21 protein-coding genes, 1 pseudogene and 1 other annotated feature are annotated in these 19614 nt (G+C 43.6%); of the genes and pseudogenes, 3 read left to right on the forward strand and 19 right to left on the reverse strand.

Features of this window, described 5'->3' with window-relative positions; all coding sequences use genetic code 11:
- Positions 1 to 232 precede the first annotated feature (232 nt).
- Both MOF34_RS00670 and MOF34_RS00675 read right to left on the reverse strand, forming a co-directional pair.
- Complete coding sequence (locus MOF34_RS00670) at positions 233 to 1201, reverse strand: glycoside hydrolase family 43 protein (protein ID WP_268398064.1); 969 nt, start codon at positions 1199 to 1201, stop codon at positions 233 to 235.
- A gap of 155 nt (positions 1202 to 1356) precedes the next feature.
- On the reverse strand, positions 1357 to 2442 hold the full coding sequence (locus MOF34_RS00675) for a M42 family metallopeptidase (RefSeq protein ID WP_268397935.1): 1086 nt from the start codon (positions 2440 to 2442) through the stop codon (positions 1357 to 1359).
- A 184-nt stretch (positions 2443 to 2626) separates the two neighbouring features.
- Between MOF34_RS00675 and ysdB the strand changes: the two genes are divergently transcribed.
- On the forward strand, positions 2627 to 3019 hold the full coding sequence (ysdB, locus tag MOF34_RS00680) for a sigma W pathway protein YsdB (protein WP_268397937.1): 393 nt from the start codon (positions 2627 to 2629) through the stop codon (positions 3017 to 3019).
- Between the two features lie 16 nt (positions 3020 to 3035).
- On the opposite strand, the gene MOF34_RS00685 is transcribed toward ysdB, so the two are convergent.
- From MOF34_RS00685 to infC, 4 genes are read right to left on the reverse strand one after another with little or no spacing between them, the layout of a single operon-like run.
- Entirely contained in the window at positions 3036 to 3305 is a 270-nt protein-coding gene (locus tag MOF34_RS00685) for a DUF1294 domain-containing protein (protein WP_268397939.1), read from the reverse strand.
- A gap of 55 nt (positions 3306 to 3360) precedes the next feature.
- The gene (gene rplT / locus MOF34_RS00690; RefSeq protein WP_003222420.1) at positions 3361 to 3720 is read right to left on the reverse strand and encodes a 50S ribosomal protein L20; all 360 of its coding nucleotides are present in this window, start codon (positions 3718 to 3720) and stop codon (positions 3361 to 3363) included.
- 31 nt (positions 3721 to 3751) lie between these two features.
- Positions 3752 to 3952: a 50S ribosomal protein L35 gene (rpmI, locus tag MOF34_RS00695; protein WP_003222418.1), complete on the reverse strand. Its 201-nt coding sequence runs from the start codon at positions 3950 to 3952 to the stop codon at positions 3752 to 3754.
- Positions 3953 to 3964: 12 nt separating this feature from the next.
- Positions 3965 to 4486 (reverse strand): translation initiation factor IF-3, encoded by a 522-nt coding sequence (gene infC, locus MOF34_RS00700; RefSeq protein WP_010886591.1) that lies wholly within the window; start codon positions 4484 to 4486, stop codon positions 3965 to 3967.
- Positions 4487 to 4544: 58 nt separating this feature from the next.
- Positions 4545 to 4675: a sequence feature (ribosomal protein L20 leader region), on the reverse strand.
- 230 nt (positions 4676 to 4905) lie between these two features.
- Between infC and MOF34_RS00705 the strand changes: the two are divergent.
- Positions 4906 to 5107 (forward strand): annotated as a pseudogene (locus tag MOF34_RS00705) (hypothetical protein); the annotation flags it as partial.
- A 73-nt stretch (positions 5108 to 5180) separates the two neighbouring features.
- Here MOF34_RS00705 and lrgB read toward each other — a convergent pair.
- From lrgB to lytS, 4 genes are all read right to left on the reverse strand, one after another.
- Positions 5181 to 5876: an antiholin-like protein LrgB gene (gene lrgB / locus MOF34_RS00710; protein WP_268397942.1), complete on the reverse strand. Its 696-nt coding sequence runs from the start codon at positions 5874 to 5876 to the stop codon at positions 5181 to 5183.
- A gap of 20 nt (positions 5877 to 5896) precedes the next feature.
- Positions 5897 to 6337: an antiholin-like murein hydrolase modulator LrgA gene (gene lrgA / locus MOF34_RS00715; protein ID WP_019715336.1), complete on the reverse strand. Its 441-nt coding sequence runs from the start codon at positions 6335 to 6337 to the stop codon at positions 5897 to 5899.
- Between the two features lie 132 nt (positions 6338 to 6469).
- The gene (lytT, locus tag MOF34_RS00720; RefSeq protein ID WP_019715337.1) at positions 6470 to 7195 is read right to left on the reverse strand and encodes a two-component system response regulator LytT; all 726 of its coding nucleotides are present in this window, start codon (positions 7193 to 7195) and stop codon (positions 6470 to 6472) included.
- On the reverse strand, positions 7173 to 8954 hold the full coding sequence (gene lytS, locus MOF34_RS00725; protein WP_268397946.1) for a two-component system sensor histidine kinase LytS: 1782 nt from the start codon (positions 8952 to 8954) through the stop codon (positions 7173 to 7175). Before lytS ends, lytT begins: the two co-directional genes overlap by 23 nt.
- Before the next feature lie 164 nt (positions 8955 to 9118).
- On the opposite strand from lytS, the gene MOF34_RS00730 reads away from it, so the two are divergent.
- Positions 9119 to 9901: an HAD family hydrolase gene (locus tag MOF34_RS00730; protein ID WP_268397949.1), complete on the forward strand. Its 783-nt coding sequence runs from the start codon at positions 9119 to 9121 to the stop codon at positions 9899 to 9901.
- Positions 9902 to 9941: 40 nt separating this feature from the next.
- Here MOF34_RS00730 and thrS read toward each other — a convergent pair whose 3' ends face one another.
- The 9 genes from thrS to coaE all read right to left on the reverse strand — a co-directional run bounded on the left by thrS (position 9942) and on the right by coaE (position 19603).
- Positions 9942 to 11873, reverse strand: coding sequence for a threonine--tRNA ligase (gene thrS, locus MOF34_RS00735; protein WP_019715340.1), 1932 nt, complete (start codon positions 11871 to 11873; stop codon positions 9942 to 9944).
- 400 nt (positions 11874 to 12273) lie between these two features.
- Entirely contained in the window at positions 12274 to 13119 is an 846-nt protein-coding gene (ytxC, locus tag MOF34_RS00740) for a putative sporulation protein YtxC (RefSeq protein ID WP_019715341.1), read from the reverse strand.
- Between the two features lie 78 nt (positions 13120 to 13197).
- Positions 13198 to 13839: a TVP38/TMEM64 family protein gene (locus tag MOF34_RS00745; protein WP_268397953.1), complete on the reverse strand. Its 642-nt coding sequence runs from the start codon at positions 13837 to 13839 to the stop codon at positions 13198 to 13200.
- Positions 13840 to 13872: 33 nt separating this feature from the next.
- Positions 13873 to 14808, reverse strand: coding sequence for a primosomal protein DnaI (gene dnaI / locus MOF34_RS00750; RefSeq protein WP_019715343.1), 936 nt, complete (start codon positions 14806 to 14808; stop codon positions 13873 to 13875).
- A 27-nt stretch (positions 14809 to 14835) separates the two neighbouring features.
- Positions 14836 to 16257 carry a replication initiation membrane attachment protein DnaB gene (dnaB, locus tag MOF34_RS00755; protein ID WP_019715344.1) on the reverse strand — a complete coding sequence of 474 codons (1422 nt, stop codon included), beginning with the start codon at positions 16255 to 16257 and terminating at the stop codon, positions 14836 to 14838.
- A gap of 114 nt (positions 16258 to 16371) precedes the next feature.
- A complete protein-coding gene (gene nrdR / locus MOF34_RS00760; protein WP_019715345.1) occupies positions 16372 to 16830 on the reverse strand; it encodes a transcriptional regulator NrdR in 459 nt (152 codons plus the stop codon).
- 272 nt (positions 16831 to 17102) lie between these two features.
- Complete coding sequence (speD, locus tag MOF34_RS00765) at positions 17103 to 17483, reverse strand: adenosylmethionine decarboxylase (protein ID WP_003223584.1); 381 nt, start codon at positions 17481 to 17483, stop codon at positions 17103 to 17105.
- A gap of 237 nt (positions 17484 to 17720) precedes the next feature.
- A complete protein-coding gene (locus MOF34_RS00770; protein ID WP_268397962.1) occupies positions 17721 to 18743 on the reverse strand; it encodes a glyceraldehyde-3-phosphate dehydrogenase in 1023 nt (340 codons plus the stop codon).
- A 266-nt stretch (positions 18744 to 19009) separates the two neighbouring features.
- Positions 19010 to 19603, reverse strand: a complete 594-nt coding sequence (coaE, locus tag MOF34_RS00775) for a dephospho-CoA kinase (protein ID WP_019715347.1) — start codon at positions 19601 to 19603, stop codon at positions 19010 to 19012.
- Between the last annotated feature and the right edge of the window lie 11 nt (positions 19604 to 19614).

Genomic DNA, 19614 nt, shown 5'->3' on the forward strand with positions numbered 1-19614 from the left:
TACCCAAACAGATACGGACTAATAACAAAAAATAAACCACTTTCAATTAATTTGTACGAACAACTTTATTATATTAGTAGGTTTATTTACTGTCAATCATTTTTATACTCTTTTACAAAAAGATTTGAATGGTCACAAGTTCATCATAGTTTACGCCAAACAAATTTCACTTCCATTAGAAAAAGCCCTGATACTGATGTACCAGGGCTAAACAATTGAATGCTTCATCTTTTTAATAAGACGGCCATCCTGAGCTCCAATTCAAATCATTGATTAACATCTTCGGTTTTCCGTTGTCTTTTGCATCATAAGCATGACGCACGAGTATGTTGCCGTTTACGATATCCTGTCCGCCCGGCCCTTTCCACTGTTCATTGCCGGCATCAAGAATCGTACCTCCTCCATCCATCATGCTTTTACCATTTCTGTCTACATAAGGACCTGTAATATTTTTCGATCTGCCATAAGCAATTTTGTACGTACTATTTACGCCTTCACAGCATTTATCGAATGAAACCATTAGGTAATAGTAGCCGTTATTGTATGTTAATGTAGGGGCTTCCAGAGCGCCTCCGTTATTTGGTCTGGCTGCTATTGAATATAATGAACCGGTGGGTTTCATTGTATCTTTATTTAATTTTGTTAATTTAATTCCACTCCAAAATGAACCAAATGCCAGCCAAGGATTTCCATCTTTATCAATAGTTAATTCAGGATCAATGGCATTGTAATTATTGGCACTTGTTGACCGAGTAACAAGTCCCTCATCCTTCCAGCTGCCCGAACTGAGACTTGTAGTTGAAGCAAGCCCAATTAAAGAGGTATTGCTGCCAAATGAAGAAACTGAATAGTAAAGCCAGTACTTTCCGTTGTAGTATTTCACATCCGGTGCCCATTGGTTTCGTTCGTAATTAGGCACATATTGCTTCCACCAAGATAAAGGACTAGTGAAAATTGACCTTTGAACCCTCCATACTCCGTTGCTGTCCGCTTTTAGAACACGTAATCCGTTTTCCTCAGCAAGGCCTGTCCCAAAAGCGTACCAAGTATTCCCCTCTTTTGCCATTGTCGGATCATGCAGAAGCTCGTTCGATGCCCCCCAAAAAGCGGCTGATGCCGGTAAAGCGGACAACATTACAGCACCAGCTGTTAAAGCTGCACAAGAAAAACGCAATAATCCAGAAAACGCTTTCTTTTTCATATTCATCATATCCTCCTTTTTTTGGGATATAGAAAACTTGTCTATCATCCAGACTAGCACAAATTTTCTATATATATCCTTATTGTAGAGTTGCTTATTGAATTTGTACAGACAAAAAAATAGAATCCGCCTTTTACAGCAGATTCTAATGGATTTTATTCATATGTGATTTGGTCAACTGTCTTTCGGTCTAATTTCTTAATCACTTCTGTAATTAATTTGACCGTGTTTTCATAATCATCACGATGCAGCATGGCCGCGTGTGTATGAATGTAGCGGGTTGCAATGGTGATAGACAGTGCAGGAACACCATTTGCCGTCAAATGGATGGCTCCGGAATCTGTTCCGCCGCCGGCAATGGCATCAAATTGGTACGGAATGCCCGCTTCCTCTGCGGTAGCGACAACTACATCGCGCAAACCTTTGTGAGAGACCATGGATGCATCGTAAACGATAATCTGCGGGCCTTTGCCCATTTTGCTTTGCGCTTCCTTCTCGGAAATGCCAGGCGTGTCTCCTGCTATACCTACATCAACACCAAACGCAATATCAGGCTGAATGGTGTGGGCAGCCGTTTTCGCTCCCCTCAGGCCAACTTCCTCCTGCACGGTTCCCACGCTATACACAATGTTTGGATGATCTGTGTTTTGTAAATTTTTTAACACATCAATGGCAATCGCACAGCCGATGCGGTTGTCCCAGGCCTTCGCCAGCAAGAATTTTTCATTGTTCATGACCGTAAATTCAAAATGAGGAACGATCATGTCTCCTGGGAGTACACCCCACTCCAAGGCTTCTTCTCGGCTTGATGCTCCAATATCAATAAACATGTCTTTTATTTCTACTGATTTTTTTCTCGCTTCAGGAGATAAAATATGCGGCGGCTTAGAGCCGATAACTCCTGTAATCTCTCCTTTTTTCGTGACGATAGTAACACGCTGGGCCAGCATAACCTGAGCCCACCAGCCGCCAACGGTTTGGAAACGGATAAAGCCTTTATCAGTGATTTGTGTCACCATAAAACCGACTTCGTCCAAATGCCCGGCGATCATAACTTTCGGGCCGTTTTGCGCACCTGTTTTTTTGGCAATTAAACTGCCCAGCCGATCTGTTGTCACCTCATCAGCAAATGGTTCTATGTATGATTTCATCACTTGCCTTACTTCTCTCTCATTGCCCGGTATGCCTTTTGCATCTGTTAAATCTTTCAGCATGGTCAATGTTTCATCTAATTTTGCCATGTTTCAAAAACCTCCTTCATCAGTCCTGCCTTCTTATTATACAAAACCTGGCGCTAACCATACGACTATTTCACTTGAAAATTGGGTATATGTTTTTAGAACTTTCTTTTAGAAAAAGTGAAACCTTTTTCTATGCTCTTCGTATTACATCAGATCATCACAATAAGGGAGGTGCCTTCACACAATGTTTGTCATGGTTTTAAGGATCATATTGCTTGCACTTTTTGCTTATTGTATCTATGCCGCAGTCAAATATGTCGCAAATCCAAAGAGAAGGCTTAAGCTGGCCCAATCAAAAGAACATTTTTATATTATTGATGAACAGAACAATACCCGAAAGAACTTTCAGCTGACGTATAAAGGCGTGCTTTTTGAAGGAGAAAAGCATATTCCTGCCAAGGATCATCCGCTGTTTATCCACACCATCTTTGTCTGGACAGAATCTCCTGAGAAGCTGAAACATTTCTCTGAAAAAGATTTTGAGAACATTGAAGAAAGAGTGCTGGAACGCTATCCGAATTGTAAAATTGACTGGGACCAGCCCATTAAACTCGCAAAAAAAGCAGAAGAGCGCTAAAACGCTTTTCTGCTTTTTATAAATCAAACGGGCTGTAATAAATGCCGATCAAAATCGCTTCAATTACCAGAAGAAACGGCACTCCGTACTTAAAAGACATGTGTTTCGTTTTATGTCTGAAGGTTTGCATGCCAAGCCAGACACCGAGCGCTCCAAACACGATCGCTATCAGCCACAGCCGATCTTCAGAAATTCTCCATTTGTGCTGCTGCGCTTTTCGTTTGTCAATGCCCATTACCCAAAAACCGCAAAGATTAATCAGCACCAAATACAAAGCAATAACCATGTTGCCTCATCCTTTATATAAAAAAGCCGCTCTGCTGGAGAGCGGCTCTATATGATTACTTGTTTAATTGAGCTTTAGCAGCATCAGCAAGCTGATTGAATGCAGTAAGATCGTTTACAGCAAGATCAGCAAGCATTTTACGGTTTACTTCGATACCAGAAAGCTTAAGACCGTGCATTAAACGGCTGTAAGAAAGACCGTTCATACGAGCAGCTGCGTTGATACGAGTGATCCAAAGCTTACGGAAATCACGTTTTTTCTGACGACGGTCACGGAAAGCATAGTTTCCAGATTTCATGACCTGCTGGTTAGCTACTTTGTATAATGTATGTTTTGAACCGAAATAACCTTTTGCTAATTTAAGAACCTTTTTACGACGCTTACGTGTAACAGTTCCGCCTTTTACTCTTGGCATTGAATTTCCCTCCTAATTGTTCCTTGTCCGATTACTTGATGTTAGCAAGCATTTGTTTGATACGCTTGAAGTCTCCTGCGCTTACAACAGCACTCTTGCGAAGCTTACGCTTTTGCTTTTGAGATTTGTTGGCGAATAAGTGACTTGTGTATGCATGAGAACGTTTTAACTTCCCAGAACCTGTCTTTTTAAAACGTTTAGCAGATCCGCGGTGAGTTTTCATTTTTGGCATGGGATTTCCTCCTTATTGCTTTTCGTTTTTCGGCGCGAGCATTAAGAACATGCTGCGGCCGTCCATTTTTGGTTTTGTTTCGACAGTCGCAACCTCAGCACATGCTTCAGAAAAACGGTCTAACACACGCTGGCCGATTTCTTTATGAGTAATTGCGCGTCCTTTAAAGCGGATAGAAGCTTTCACTTTATCGCCTTTTTCAAGGAATTTAATCGCATTGCGCAATTTCGTGTTAAAGTCATGCTCATCGATTGTCGGACTTAACCGAACTTCTTTTAAGTTAATGATTTTTTGATTCTTGCGTGCTTCTTTTTCCTTTTTCTGCTGCTCAAATCGGAACTTACCGTAGTCCATGATTCGGCAGACAGGCGGTTTTGCATTCGCTGCAACTAACACAAGGTCAAGATTTGCGCGGCCGGCGATTTCAAGTGCTTCCTGACGGGACTTGATTCCAAGCTGGTCGCCATTTTGTCCGATTAGACGGACCTCACGTGCACGGATACCCTCATTAACCAATTGATCTTTGCTAATAATGAGCCACCTCCATAGTTTCTTCGAATTGATTCACAACTCATTTTGACTGCATTCTGCAGGCAAACAAAAAGTGTGGGCATTATAAAACACCCACACTACGAACATCTGTATCAATAAAAATGTACGGTCAACCTGCCAACTACATGCATGTGTCAATCAGGTGAGAAGCGGGTGCTTCTGCTTGTGATTTATATTCAATTCAATGACTATTCTACACAATACCGGATCTTTAGTCAAGGACGACTTATCCGGAACAACTTTTACATTGTAACATGGGTTTACTATAAGCGCAAGAGAGAAAAAGAAAATCTTTCATTCTCATCCAGGATGTGAAGTTTCTGAACCTGCGGTGCTCCATGACCGATCCCCGGAAATGCTCAAAGCAAAGGAAGAAGCCGGACAGCGATAGGCAGCAGTCCAAAAAAGAGCAGGAAGCGAATGCTGAGGAAAAACGGCAATCGCAGGCACAACAGCAGCAGACCGAGGCACCCTTATCTAATAGCAAAAATGAACCATCTTCCGAAACAGGCAGATGATCCCGTTCAACAGCCCGCTTCAGAGCTTCCTGATGGCGATGGATATGAAGAACGAAAAAAGTGGCACGACGATCAAGTGGAATAGGTGGGTAAACAAGGATATATCGATCCCGAAGGCGCACCATAAAATAGAAAAAGCCAAGGCTTTCAGCCTTAGCTTATCCTCCGATTAGCTGCACGAACATAGGGATGACCAGAACCGTTACCACTCCTACGACGACAACCGCAATACTTGCCATCGCAGCTTCAACTTCTCCCATTTCGATTCCGACGGCTACACCGAGTGCATGTCCGGACGTTCCGAGAGCCAATCCTTTAGAAATAGGATTCTTTACTTTAAACACCTTCAGAAACAATGCTCCGAGCGCGTAAACAATAACAGCGTTAAAGATGACCGCAAAGGCAGTGATGTCGCTGATGCCGCCAATGTCTTTTGATAGAGGAAGCGCAATTGCCGTTGTAGCCGCCTGTGGAAGCATGCTTTTCATTACTGCCGCATCGAGGTGAATGCCTTTTGCGAGCAAATAAACAATCGTGACAGAGCAGATAGAACCGACAATAATGGAGGACATGATTTGCCACCAGTATTTTTTCAGCTTATCTCTTTGTTTGTACAGAGGAATTGCAAAAGCGATCGTCGCCGGTTCAAGGAAAAACTTAATGATTTCTCCCCCGTTATTATAATCCGCATAGGAAAAACCGCCGATTTTTAAAAATGCGATCCCAAGCACCATGGCAACAAACAAAGGAGTGAAAAGGAAGAAGCCTTTCGTTTTCTTAAATAAAAAGGTGCCGATGCCGAATGCAGCAAGCGATACGACAATTCCGAAATAAGGACTCATTGTGCTTTCCATCTGATGAACCTCCTGTTTCCTTAATGGTGAACGAGTTCTTTATTGTTCTGCGGGCTTTGCACTGTTTTTGCTTTCATCTCCGCTGCGGATTTGCGTTTTCCGCTGAGCGAAAGAATCAGCTGAGAAAACAATCCTGTAGCCCCTAGCAAAATGATCGTTGCGAGCAGAATGACAAGAACAATTTGCAGACCGTATTGCTGCATCACACCTAGCGAGTTCATAACAGATATACCAGACGGGACAAATAAAAATCCGATCAGAGAGGTTAAAGACGTTCCGAGCGTTTCTACTTGTTCCAATTTAACGACTTTCAAACATAATAGAAGAAATAATAAGACCAACCCTACAACCGATGCCGGGATAGGTATTGGGACAATAGCTGCAATCATATTCGAAACCAGCATAATGACGGCAAAAATAAATGCTTGTGTTAAAAACCCATACACTTTTTTAGCACTCATTTTCTTCACCTCTTTCTCTTTGGTACCCTCATTATAAATAAGAATCCCCTATTATGAAGCGCTTACAAGATAACATGTCGAATAGCGGGACTGAGGTGCAGAATCAAATGGCTGAAATGCAAAAGCCGCCCATCAAATATGGAGCAGCTTTTTCAATTCCTTCGCATATGTCCGGCTGACCGGTATTTTTGATCCGTCTTTCATGATCAGATTGTACGTTGAATTAAACCACGGCTGAATCTCTTTAATATATTCGGTATTGACGACAAAGCTTCGGTGGACGCGGATAAAGTCAGCATCAGGCAGCTTTTTCTCAATCACTACGAGCGTATCGCTGACCGAATAAGATGTATCGAAGGTTTTTACATTGACATGACCATCTTCCGTTCCGGCATAGATAATGTCCTTCGTATCTACGATTACAATTGATTCTCCGACAGATAGCGCGAGTTTATGCTGGCTGGCATGGCTGTTCTGTTCTATTTCAACGATATCCCGATTTACTTTTTTATATTTTTTCAGCGTTTGCTGAATTCTTTCCTCATCAAAAGGCTTAGTTAAATAATCAAGAGCGTCCACCTCAAACGCTTTGAGCGCATATTGGTCATACGCTGTCGCAAATACAACAGCAGGAGGATGCTTCATTTTTTTCAATCGCTTTGCGATATCAAAACCGTTTTCTCCGGATAAATCAACGTCTAAAAACAGCAAATCAGGTTTTTGATCCATCATTTGGTCAAAAGCAGATTCGATATTTTCCGCTTCATTGATTTCTATTTCCTCATTGGCCCGCTTGAGCAAGTAAGCCAGTTCATCTCTTGCCAGCATCTCATCATCAACTATTAACACCTTGAGCATGTTCTTCTCCCTCTTTCATCTGTTGCATTGGCACTTGAAAGGAAACCTCTGTCCCTTTCTGAACCTCACTCCTGATATTCAGGGCGGCCTGCTGTCCGAATAAACCGACCAGCCGCTGATTTAGGTTATAAAGCGCTGTACCGGTTCCCTCCTTTGACGGAAACGGTTTCTTTCCCAGATTCAGCAGGATGTCCGGCGAAATTCCCCGTCCGTTATCCGTCACCTTCATATAGACGAATGTATCATTAGATAAGACACAGACCGTCACATTGCACATGTCTTGTTTGTTCGGAAACGCATGCCTAAGCGCGTTTTCCACAAGCACCTGTAAAACAAACGGTGGGATTTCAATTTGCTCCAGCCTGCTGTCGATATTTAGCTCAATTTTATATTTCCCGGGAAAACGCGCCTGTTCTAATGACAAATAGGCGTGAAGGTGGTTCAGCTCCTTTGAGAGCGGAATCAGCAGCTGTCTCGCACCTTGAAGGTTTGAACGAAAATAAACACTGAGCTGCAATAAGAGCTTACGTGTTTTTTCTACATCCGTGCGGCATAACGCAGAAATCGTATTGATCGCATTAAATAAAAAATGCGGATTCACCTGAGCTTGAAGCGCTTTGATTTCAGCATCCTTGAGAAGCTTGCTTTGCAGCTCTGCTTCCCCAAGCTCAAGCTGTGTGGAAAACAGCATGGCCAGTCCTTCAGCAAGCTCCTCCTCTACTTGGCTCAGGCCAGCCGGGTTTTTAAAATACATTTTTAAGGTGCCGATTGTATTACCGTTTGATGTCAGCGGCAGGACAATTGCCGCATGCAAAGGACATTCAGAATGCGTGCATTCAATCTCTTCCTGGGAAATCGCCTTCATGATTTGCCCTGTTTTAATCACCTTTTTGGACAAGCCGGTGATCAAGCTTTTGGATGGGATGTGGTGATCCATTCCCGCGGCGACATGCGCAAGGATCTTCTCATTGTCAGTGAGGGACACCGCATCTGTTCCGGTCAGCTTATGAATTATGGCCGCCACACTTTTACAGGAGTTTTCATTTAGACCTTGGCGAAAAAATGGAAGCGTCTGGTCAGCAATTGTCAGCACTCTGTGTGTCTCAAGCGCCCTTGCCTGCTCTTCCTTGCGAATGATCGCTTGAATAATCGACAGGAAAATAAAACTGCCTGTTCCGTTGATGAGTATCATCGGAATCCCGATCATGCTGACAAGCGCCCAAGCGTCACTGAATGGCTTCGCCATCAGCAAAATAATCACCATCTGCAGAGACTCCATGCCGATTCCCACAAGAGCCGCGATACGCGGTGTCGGCATTCGGTAGCGCTTCATAAAATACCTGCCGATCAAGCCTGCAAGAACACCTGCTAAAACGGATGATACCGCACAGCTTAAGGCCGTGCTGCCGCCGAGCGAAAAACGGTGCAGGCCTGCCAGTATACCGATCCCCGCCCCTACTAACGGACCTCCGAGAAGGCCTCCGATTTCCACGCCCAAAATACGGGTATTCGCGATAGAGCCCGACGGATCTATCGCAAACACCCAGTCATTGTTTACAATCATATTTTTTTGAATTTCGATGCCTGTATAATTGCTGATAATGCTGAAGAGAGAAAAAATAGAGATTAAAACCGCTTTTCCTTTATAGCCGTCCTGATTCTGAAGAGCTTGTCTAAAAAGCTTTGTATGGGCAAGAATGAAACCCAATATAACGATAATCCCTACCCTCTCAAGCATCATAATCATTAAATGAATCATGCCTGTCACCTGTTCTTTCCGTTTATTCTAGCATGTTTTCGTTTCACGGCTGACTGTTTTTTTAAAATCGTCTGAAAACATATTTCACATGGCTTTTATCTATTGTAAAATAAAACATGAGCCTTTTGGCAGAAAGATTTGAATCTGTAGCAGAGGAGAAGATCATGAAAGCCGTATTTTTTGATTTAGACGATACACTACTTTGGGATGAAAAAAGCGTCAGAACAACATTTGCAGAAACTTGTGTACAGGCGGAGAAAAAATATGGCCTTAACCCGCAAGCATTCGAAGCAGCTGTCCGCGAAGCGGCGAGAGAATTGTACATGTCTTATGAGACGTATCCATATACAGTGATGATCGGCATTAACCCGTTTGAAGGACTGTGGTCCAATTTCTCAGAACCGATCAGTGAAGGCTTTCAGAAGCTGAACAAGATTGTGCCGGAGTACAGAAAAAACGCATGGACAAACGGACTGAAAGCGCTAGGCATCGATGATCCGGCATACGGCGAATATTTAGGAGAGTTTTTTGCGGCAGAACGCAGAAAACGCCCATTTGTATATGATGAAACATTTGCTGTACTCGATCAATTAAAAGGCAAATATGAATTGCTGCTTTTGACAAACGGCGATCCGAGTCTGCAAAAGGAGAAGCTCGCCGGCGTGCCTGAACTCGCCCCTTATTTCAATGAAATCGTCATCTCCGGCGCTTTCGGAAAAGGGAAACCGGATGTTTCCATTTTTGAGCACTGCCTTAAGCTGATGAATATTGAAAAAGACGATGCGATCATGGTCGGCGATAATTTGAATACTGATATTTTAGGCGCTTCAAAAGCCGGAATCAAAACCGTTTGGATTAATCGGACAGATAAGAAAAACGAAACCGATGTGACGCCTGATTACATCATCAGCAGCCTTCATGATTTGTTTCCTATATTAGAGAAATAAAAAAAGCATGATCTCTTCAATGAGATCATGCCTTTTTATGTTATTTTTTCGCTTCAGCTACTGCCTTTTTCACAAAATCATCAAGCGAAATGGTTTCAGAGTTCTGCTCTCCGTACTTACGGACGTTTACCGCTCCGTTTTCTGCTTCTTGGTCACCGACCACAAGCATGTAAGGGATTTTTTGCATTTGCGCTTCACGGATTTTGTAGCCGATTTTTTCATCGCGGCTGTCGACTTCTACACGCAGGCCTTCACGCTGCAGGCGTTCCTGCACTTTTTTCGCGTAGTCTAAATGCACAGCCGGAGACACCGGGATGACTTGGAACTGAACCGGTGCAAGCCATGTTGGCAGTGCGCCTTTGTGTTCTTCGATTAAGAAGGCAACAAAGCGTTCCATTGTAGATACGACACCTCTGTGAATAACAACCGGACGGTGCTGCTTGCCGTCTTCACCGATATAGGTCAGATCGAAACGTTCAGGCAATAAGAAGTCAAGCTGAACCGTAGACAATGTTTCTTCTTTGCCGATCGCTGTTTTCACCTGAACATCAAGTTTAGGGCCGTAGAATGCCGCTTCACCTTCTGCTTCGTAATAGTCATGGCCGATTTCGTCCATTGCCTCTTTCAGCATGGATTGCGCTTTGTTCCACATTTCATCGTCATCAAAATATTTCTCTGTGTCTTCCGGATCACGGTAAGACAGACGGAATGTGTAATCATTTAAACCGAAATCTTCATAGACATCCTGGATTAATCGGACTGTACGGATAAACTCATCCTTAATTTGATCCGGGCGCACAAAGATGTGTGCATCATTTAACGTCATGCCGCGTACGCGTTGAAGCCCTGACAGCGCACCTGACATTTCATAGCGGTGCATCGTTCCCAGCTCCGCAATACGGATTGGAAGCTCCCGGTAGCTATGAATGTCTTGTTTGTAAATCATCATATGGTGCGGACAGTTCATCGGACGCAATACAAGTGTTTCATTGTCCATTTCCATCGGAGGGAACATGCCTTCTTGATAATGATCCCAGTGTCCTGATGTTTCATACAGCTCTTTGCTTCCAAGCACAGGTGTGTATACATGCTCATAGCCGAGGCTGATTTCTTTATCGACAATGTATCGCTCGATGACGCGGCGGATTGTCGCGCCTTTTGGCAGCCAAAGCGGCAGACCTTGTCCGACTTTTTGAGAGTTCGCAAACAGCTTTAATTCTTTGCCAAGCTTTCTGTGGTCACGCTCTTTCGCTTCTTCAAGCATGCGAAGATGCTCTTCAAGATCAGCTTTTTTGAAGAAAGCTGTGCCGTATACACGCTGAAGCATTTGGTTATTGCTGTCACCGCGCCAGTATGCTCCTGCAAGGCTTAACAGCTTAAACTCTTTGATTTTTCCTGTTGAAGGAACGTGAACGCCGCGGCACAGGTCAAAGAATTCGCCTTGCTCGTAGATCGAAACGGTTTCTCCTTCAGGAATTGCATCCAATAGTTCCAGCTTCAGGTCGTCGCCGATTTCTGCAAAACGGGCTTTCGCTTCTTCACGGCTGACTTCTTTTCGAACGATCGGAAGGTTCGCATTGACGATTTTTTTCATTTCCTTCTCGATTTTCGGCAGATCCTCCGGTGTAATCGCTTCTTCCATTTCTACATCGTAGTAAAAACCGTTTTCGATGACCGGACCGACACCGAACTTGACATCTTTATAAATGCGTTTAATCGCTTGAGCCAGCAAATGAGCCGTACTGTGGCGCATAATTTGAAGACCTTCTTCTGAGCCTTCTGTAATGATTTCCACTGTACCGTCTTCATTGATCGGTGTTCTCAAATCGATCTCTTTTCCGTTCAGTTTTCCGGCTAATGATTTTTTCTTTAATCCCGGACTGATGGATGCCGCGATATCTTCTGTTGTTGTTCCTTTCGCAAACTCCTTGACTGCTCCATCAGGAAATGTAATTTTTACCATATCTGACATCTATGTCACTCCTTTTTTTTGCATATAAAAACCCCGCCCCCTATGAAAGGGACGAGGTTAAATAAACGGAATCGTGGTTCCACCCTTTTTTCCGCAAAAGCCAATACTCCGGCACCTGCGGCTCTATGCTCTGTAACGGGAGTTCCCGTCAGCCATTACTGCTCCTTATTAAAGGGGTTCACAGCTGAAGTTCAAAGGCGGTAAAGTGAATGGTCCATAGCTAGGAAGCTTGCAGCCGGGGCTTCCCTCTCTTTAAGCCGGTATCATTCCTTCGTGTCCTTATCAATACGTGTGTCTTTCTTAATCTCCTATGTATTATAAATTGTTCAATCCAAAAAATCAACACGATCGCATTTCCTTTTTTCAAACCGACAGCCTTATATATACAGGCTGCCGGCCCTTATCCTTCCGAGTGCTTCACGGGTATTTCCGCGTCTGAAAAAGCGTGCAGCGGAAGCAATTCCATTCTCTCTTGAAATACGTTTTGAATGGTCCTTGCCATCATGTGCTCGGGCTCGTCGGTGTAAAGCACCACTTCATCAGGCGCAATGGAAATCAGCGGCGCGAGCAAATGAGAATCAATGTACATAGGATGATCGCGGACAAATCGCCTGTCTATGTATTTCATTTTTTCCCGTTCCGGCACATAGCGCAGTTCCCATAATGTAAATGAACCATCATGGACAATATGCACCTTTTTGATTCGCGGCTGTTTTGCTGTTACATAGTCTCTGAGTGTTTGAATAAAGTTTTGGTATTCCTGTTCCATCTTATATTCATCTATCGCCGCTTCCGTAATGTCTCTAAGCTGCTTGTAGTATTGTCCGAGTCGGAAGGTCTGAAAGGAACGAATGGAAAATAAGCCTTCCTCTAAACAGATCGTTTGGAGTTCATCCAAAATTGATTGTTTCCGCGAAAGCTTTAGCGGCTCAAACGGAAGATCGTCCGCTTCTCCTTCAATAATACTGTGTGCGAGCTGAAGGATATGCTGCTGTTCATCCTGGTCCGTGAAGCAGTATGTTCCCTCAATCAATGACAGCATATGCTCGTCTTCTTTGCATTCTAAAAAAAACTTGACCAGAATCGGCTCCATAAAACGCTGAATAGAGAAAGCCGGCTGAGCTTTTTCAATCCCGATTTTCCGTATGCCTTCACGGACAATGATATTGTTCCGATCGTCCGAATGCTGAATGAGATGTAAAAAAGCAGCTGCATCATGGTCATCTTCAAAGATTATTTCAAGCATGTTTGTCCCCCCTTACGGCATCTGTTACAAGTATATGGGGGATGTTTTTAAAATAGACGTAAAGGTCATTGGCAAATCTTAATTTGATTCTTGGAAAAAGTTTTGCATTTTCTTTCTGAAGATGAACGGCAGCGAGATAAACACGATATACAAAGCGAGCACCATAAAGAAAGCGGGCAGATTGCCAGCCAAAAAGCTCGCCCCCAGCACATTAAGCGCAATAGTCCCGGGGATGATTCCCGCGGCCGTCGCCGCAAAATACGGTAGCGCTTTGACATTGGAAAGGCCTGCTGCATAACTGACGAAATCAAAATTGACCGGCAGGATTCTTAAAAGCAAGATATAAAAAAATCCGTTATCCTCCATCTGCTTCTGAATGGCTTCCAGCTTTTCATAGTGGCTGTTCCTTTTCGCAGCAAACAAACTAGCCGCAAAAAACGAAACAGCTGAGGCGCACATCGAACCGAATAACGTGTAAAGCGTGCCGAGAAGCGGTCCAAACGCAAGTCCGCCCGCTATAGAAATAACAGACACCGGAAATAAAACAAGAGGTCTGACGATGGAAATCCCAATAAACATCAGCGGTGCAAAGACCCCGAATGATAATACCCATACCCTGATCTCTTTCGGCGATACATTCAAATACCTTTTATTTCCCCAAAAGATTAAACCTGCAACGGCCAGCACTGCCAGCCATTTAAGAGCGGCTTTTCGTTTCATACCCTCAGTTCCTTCCCCTTTGAACCGCAGCGGTTACGGATGGCGGCGGTTTTCTCCGTCAAGGCGGATCGGAGCAGCCAAATATAATATCCGCTCCATTAATCTTGCCGCTTTTACTTCTTCCTTTTCTCCCCTTTGCGAATACGTAAAATGATGCTTCAGCTCGTCAGGTGAGAAATTAGAAGAAAAGAACGTCGGCAGCTGCTGGGACATTCTGTGCTGAAGCACCGTTCCGATGACTTCATCCCTTACCCAGCTCGTCATTGATTCCGCCCCGATGTCATCAAGCATCAATACAGGTGTTGTTTTGACCATATTGAGTTTCTCTTCCAATGAATGGTCTTGAAGCGAATTCTTGAGCTCCCTTACAAATTCGGGTACATATACGATCATGGAGGAATACTCTTTTTCCGCCAGTTCATTGGCAATCGCAGCGAGCATAAACGTTTTTCCTACCCCGAATTTCCCGTATAAATACAGTCCTTTCCCTTTTCCCGTCTCATTATAGCTTTTCAGAAAATCCGTAACATGCTGGAACATCGCGAGCCTGCTAGGATCACTGATATCAACCTGCTGGAATGTCGCTCCGAGAAGGTCCTGCTGGATATACATGCTTTTCATAAGAGACTTTTGTTTTTTCTGCTGATCAAGCTTCCGTTTGACCGGACATTCATAATACTCGATATCAATAGAACGGCCAATGACAACAAGCTTCGGATGGTAGCCCTCCAACAGATTGTTGCAATCTTCATTTTCTGAACAATACGAGCAATTCTTGCTTTGTCCGATATATTCATAAAGCTTATTTAAGCTCTTTTCGACCATATTTTGATCAACCACTTCTTCGTTTTCCTTCAAAAATGCCTGAACATCTTGATCCTTCATGACTTTTTCCTTCATTTGTTCAAGACGTTTTTGGAAATCCGGCCTGCCGGTTACGCCCTGCAGGGAACGGCCGATTGGTTCCATCTATTCCTTCACCCCGCTTCTCTGTCTTTAATAGGCAGAGTATTTTTTCAGTTTTTGCATCTCTTCCATCATCTTTTTCTTCTGTTCTTCCAAATCCTGCGGTTGCAGCTTCTGCTGTCCGGATTCTGAATCGGACGCTGTTTCCTTTTCTTTCATCCAGTCAGGAAGTTTTTCTTCGCGAATCACTTTTGAATTGCGTTTCGAAGGCTGATTTGCTTTCCCTTCAGCCCATTCAAGGTATTGGCGATTTTCTTCTATCGCGAGCTTCATCGCTTCTCTGACCGTTTTTACCTTTTTGCGTGCCCAATGCGACGCGATCTTTTGGATATAGTTTTTCGACAGCTTCATGTCGGTTTTTAGCATGACGTAATAAATTAACACATTTGTAACACCTGGCTCGAGCTTCTGTTCAAACATAATTTCTTCTATGATTTTCAGATCAGCTTTGGACGGCTCTGTTCCGTCTGCAATGTCCTGCAGAAGCTTCTTAGGAGAAATCGCCTCAAGCAATGCGATTAGCTTCCCGTCCAGCGAATCCTCTTCCGCCGATTTTTCGCCTTCACGCAAATGCACCGGCTGTGTTTTTTCCACTAAGTCAGGCAGCTGTCCGTTTCTTTCAATTTGATACCAGTCACTTGCCGCTTTTCTTAAAGCCTCCGTCGTAATGACGTCACGCTCATCAATCGCGCTCATCACGACATTTTGCATCTGCAAAGGATCTATGCCGTACAGATAAGAAAGCTTTTTGATTGTGTCCCGCACCTGCTGAGTCATCGCTTTTTTCGGAATCATCGTCTCAGAAAGTCCCGCTAAAAACAAATCAAAATCAAACACATCCTCTGTTATGGTGTAGGACGGTGCCTGTCCGACAGAAGTATACTCTGTGCCCTGCGCAAGCCTAACCGTTTCCTCCATATCAGATGTGAGCTTCCATTCACTCGGCTGCAGCGATTGAAACGCATGATTAAACGGCCGCGTAATGTCCTTCGCATCTTCTGAAATGGCTGGGTGCGTGAAAAATTGTTTTAATTGCTGGTATTTTGTTTTTCCGACTCTATTGTACAGAAAAACATTCAGCATTCCGTCTTCAAAAAAATCATTTGGCCTGAGCGGCGGAAGGAGTTCATATATAAAGAGGCGCTCCTGCCGCTCGGATTCCTTCATATATACTTTTAGCAATCCGATGCCTTCGAGCTTCCCCTGTTCCTGATGGATCATTTTTAAGTTAGACTGTGTCATCCCCATCAGCTGTCTATGTGTGGACTCTCCGCCCCACAGACGGTTTTGTTCAAGCTCTCCCCACAATGTCATATAAAGAGAGAATGCAACAGGGCCGATTAAAGGCTGATACAGTTGTGTGATAATTTGTCTGTCTATATCCTGCAGCATCGATCTGCTTTTGACCACATACGGATCTACAGGCAGTACATCTTTCCAATAGTCAGCCATACATTCTCAAACCTTCCGAATTTGTTTCTACCTTTCATTTTACACCGTTTCTCCTATCTATCAAATGCCAATTTTGCACATGAGAAAAGAGCTAGAAGAATCCTCTTAGCTCTTTTAACGCTCTTTCTTTATTAAGTCTTTTAATTCGTCGATAAAGACGTTTATATCTTTAAACTGCCGATAGACGGACGCGAACCGTACATATGCGACTTCATCAACCTTAGCCAGCCGGTCCATCACCATTTCTCCGACGAGCTCGCTTTTCACCTCAGAACAGCCTTGATTGCGAAGTTCTTTTTCAATATCAAAGCACATGTCTTCAAGCGTTTTGAGTGAAACAGGTCTTTTTTCGCATGCTTTTATGAGGCCTCGCAGCATTTTTTCTCTGCTGAATTCCTCACGCACACCTTCTTTTTTCACGACGATGAGCGGGGTCTCCTCCACTTTCTCAAAGGTCGTAAACCGGTAGTGGCAGGATTCACATTCGCGTCTTCGGCGAATCGATTTTCCGTCATCCACAGGCCGTGAATCGAGGACTCTCGTTCCGTTATGCTGGCATGAAGGACATTTCAATAAAATCAGCTCCCAACTATTTCGTTCCCTGCAATGTATGTTCGGCAGCCTCCGCCTTTTAAAAATAGATGTGAAAGCATCTGTCGGGAGAGCCGTTGTATAGAGCTGTGTCTACAGCATCTGGTGGTTTGTGAAAATCTCTTTCTTATTTTACAAAAAAAATAAAAAAAGAAAAAGCTTGACCACCTTGTTTCTTTATAAAAATAAAAGGAGCATAAGCTAAAAAGCGCATAATGGCTTTCTAGCTTCAGCTCCCTTTGTGTTCGTGTTTACTATAGTACTTTCGCTTGCGCCTGTTTAATTTGCACAGGCCCCATGCCTCTTGGTATTTCAATGTTTTCTCTTGTATCAGCATGTAATGCCTCTGCGATGTAGTCAGCAGCGACATTAGGATCTAAGTCTCCACAAGTATAAACATCAATGCTCGCATATCCGTGCTCAGGAAAACTGTGAATTGTTAAGTGTGATTCAGAAATAATCACAACTCCGCTTACGCCTTGCGGTGCAAACTTGTGAAATGCAACCTCGCGCACCTCAGCACCTGATTTTAGAGCAGCATTTACAAACGTTTTTTCAATAAAATCCATGTCATTCAGCTTATCAAAATCGCATCCCCATAGCTCGGAGATAACGTGACGCCCCATTGTTTCCATAGTCATGGACCCCCCTTAACAAGAATTAAAAAGTGAAATTCCAACAACTGGGTCGGCCATTTACCACGGGGGAAAGTTAGTCCGGAGAGGTCCTAACCCTTTAAGTAATTCCGAAACAGTCTCAAGCAAGAAGTTCACGAAAAATAGTATACTGTGTTTAAGTCTAATTTGCAAGGTGCGTTTTTTCAAAATATGCTGTTAAGGGTTTTTTCTTCAAAATGCGTCCATGACCTTATTTTATACAGCAGACGGATGTTTCATGCGCGCAGCTACATGGCGGATCAGATCAACAACTCTGCATGAGTAGCCCCATTCGTTGTCATACCATGCGAGCACCTTTACTTTACTGTCTTCCATTACCATTGTCGTAAGCCCGTCAATGACCGCTGAATGCGGATTTGTATTATAGTCAGTTGAAACGAGCGGTTCATCTGAATAATCAAGAACGCCGTACATCGAAGTTTTGGCAGCCCGTTTAAATGCCTCGTTTACCTCTTCAGCCGTTACATCAGTTTTGAGATCGACAACAAGATCAACCAGTGAGACGTTCGGAACGGGGACGCGCAAGGCAAGGCCGTGAAGCTTTCCTTTCAGATGCGGGAGCACGAGCGAAAGCGCCTTTGCCGCTCCTGTTGTCGTCGGAATAATGGATTCACCGCATGCCCGCGCCCGGCGCAAATCTTTATGCGGATTATCAATATTTTTTTGGTCATTCGTATATGCGTGGACTGTGGTCATCAGCCCGCTCTCAATGCCAAATGCTTCATCCAGCACTTTTACAACAGGCGCAAGGCAGTTTGTCGTGCATGACGCATTTGAAATAATGACATGGCGGTCGGCGTCAAATTGGTCCTCATTTACCCCCATCACAATGGTAACGTCTTCATTTTTTCCCGGAGCTGTCAGAATAACTTTTTTCGCGCCCGCTTCTATATGACCCATCGCTTTATCTTTTGAATTAAACTTCCCTGTCGCTTCGACGACAATGTCAATATCATATTCCCGCCAAGGCAGCTGTTTTGGGTCACGGCTGTTTAATAAAAGCACTTTCTTTCCATTCACGATTAGGCTGTCTTCACCAGCCACAACCTCTTTGTCGTACCTGCCGTGATTTGTGTCATACTTTATTAAATGAGCCAGCGTTTCTGCGGAATAGCTGGCGTTAATGGCCACTACTTGAATTTGATCATCTAACATTGCTTTTCTAAAAACCATTCTCCCGATTCTTCCAAACCCGTTGATCGCTACTTTTACCTTCATGTTGGACACCCCTTATCAATTATGCCATTCTAATTTACCTTCATTTGTAATTAGTATAACACATTAAAATGGATTCGCCAGTACATATTGATAAAATCAACGATTACAACGCTAATTTATGATGCATTATATGTTTTCTTGCACACAATTTAGGTGTAAGAACCAAAAAACAGCCAGCGTCCCGCACTGACTGCTTTCATTTCTTATAACTCCTGTTTTACATGACAAAAAACACCGTTCATACGACATACGAACGGTGTTTTTGTTTATGCCCAGTTTGTGATGATTTTATCAAGCTGCTGTTTGGTCTCTGTAAGCGTGCCGCTGTTATCAATGACTTGATCTGCTCTTGCTGTTTTTTCCTCTAAGGGCATTTGAGCACAAATACGGCTGATCGCTTCTTTTTCCGTCAGCTGATTGCGCTTCATGAGACGTTCCAGCTGAAGCTCTTTGGTTACACTGACCACAATAATTTTATCAACTAAAGATTCCAATTTGCTTTCAAACAATAGCGGGATATCTAATACAACAAAGGCCTCGCGTTTTGCTATCGCTTCATCACGGCGATTGAGCATTTCCTGCCTGACTGCGGGATGGACAATTGCATTTAAAGCAAGGCGCTTTGGTTCATTTGTAAATACCAGTGCCCCAAGCTTTTTTCGATCTATATCACCGTTTGGGAGCAGAATGTCTTCACCGAATTCGTCAATGATTTGCCGGTAGGCCGGCATCCCTTTTTCAACCGCTTGTTTGGCAATGATATCTGCATCTATAACTGTTATTCCTTTTTCAATCAACATAGCGGCTACCGTACTTTTGCCGCTAGCTATTCCTCCCGTTAAACCAATGACTAAGGTCAAGAGCTCAACTC

Origin of the sequence: Bacillus sp. T17B1 (assembly GCF_026796395.1) — a bacterium.
GTDB lineage: Bacteria > Bacillota > Bacilli > Bacillales > Bacillaceae > Bacillus > Bacillus spizizenii_A.

Bases quoted from the DNA above. Each gene is read 5' to 3' on its own strand.
- dnaB (WP_019715344.1), bottom strand. From the start codon at position 16,257: ATGGCTGACTATTGGAAAGATGTACTGCCTGTAGATCCGTATGTGGTC.
- MOF34_RS00675 (WP_268397935.1), bottom strand. From the start codon at position 2,442: ATGGCAAAATTAGATGAAACATTGACCATGCTGAAAGATTTAACAGAT.
- rpmI (WP_003222418.1), bottom strand. From the start codon at position 3,952: ATGCCAAAAATGAAAACTCACCGCGGATCTGCTAAACGTTTTAAAAAG.
- ysdB (WP_268397937.1), top strand. From the start codon at position 2,627: ATGTTTGTCATGGTTTTAAGGATCATATTGCTTGCACTTTTTGCTTAT.
- MOF34_RS00730 (WP_268397949.1), top strand. From the start codon at position 9,119: ATGAAAGCCGTATTTTTTGATTTAGACGATACACTACTTTGGGATGAA.
- MOF34_RS00685 (WP_268397939.1), bottom strand. From the start codon at position 3,305: ATGGTTATTGCTTTGTATTTGGTGCTGATTAATCTTTGCGGTTTTTGG.
- lrgA (WP_019715336.1), bottom strand. From the start codon at position 6,337: ATGAGTGCTAAAAAAGTGTATGGGTTTTTAACACAAGCATTTATTTTT.
- MOF34_RS00745 (WP_268397953.1), bottom strand. From the start codon at position 13,839: ATGAAACGAAAAGCCGCTCTTAAATGGCTGGCAGTGCTGGCCGTTGCA.
- dnaI (WP_019715343.1), bottom strand. From the start codon at position 14,808: ATGGAACCAATCGGCCGTTCCCTGCAGGGCGTAACCGGCAGGCCGGAT.
- MOF34_RS00670 (WP_268398064.1), bottom strand. From the start codon at position 1,201: ATGAAAAAGAAAGCGTTTTCTGGATTATTGCGTTTTTCTTGTGCAGCT.
- lytT (WP_019715337.1), bottom strand. From the start codon at position 7,195: ATGCTCAAGGTGTTAATAGTTGATGATGAGATGCTGGCAAGAGATGAA.
- lrgB (WP_268397942.1), bottom strand. From the start codon at position 5,876: ATGGAAAGCACAATGAGTCCTTATTTCGGAATTGTCGTATCGCTTGCT.
- MOF34_RS00770 (WP_268397962.1), bottom strand. From the start codon at position 18,743: ATGAAGGTAAAAGTAGCGATCAACGGGTTTGGAAGAATCGGGAGAATG.
- ytxC (WP_019715341.1), bottom strand. From the start codon at position 13,119: ATGCTTGAAATAATCTTTGAAGATGACCATGATGCAGCTGCTTTTTTA.
- lytS (WP_268397946.1), bottom strand. From the start codon at position 8,954: ATGATTCATTTAATGATTATGATGCTTGAGAGGGTAGGGATTATCGTT.
- rplT (WP_003222420.1), bottom strand. From the start codon at position 3,720: ATGCCAAGAGTAAAAGGCGGAACTGTTACACGTAAGCGTCGTAAAAAG.
- thrS (WP_019715340.1), bottom strand. From the start codon at position 11,873: ATGTCAGATATGGTAAAAATTACATTTCCTGATGGAGCAGTCAAGGAG.
- speD (WP_003223584.1), bottom strand. From the start codon at position 17,483: ATGGAAACAATGGGGCGTCACGTTATCTCCGAGCTATGGGGATGCGAT.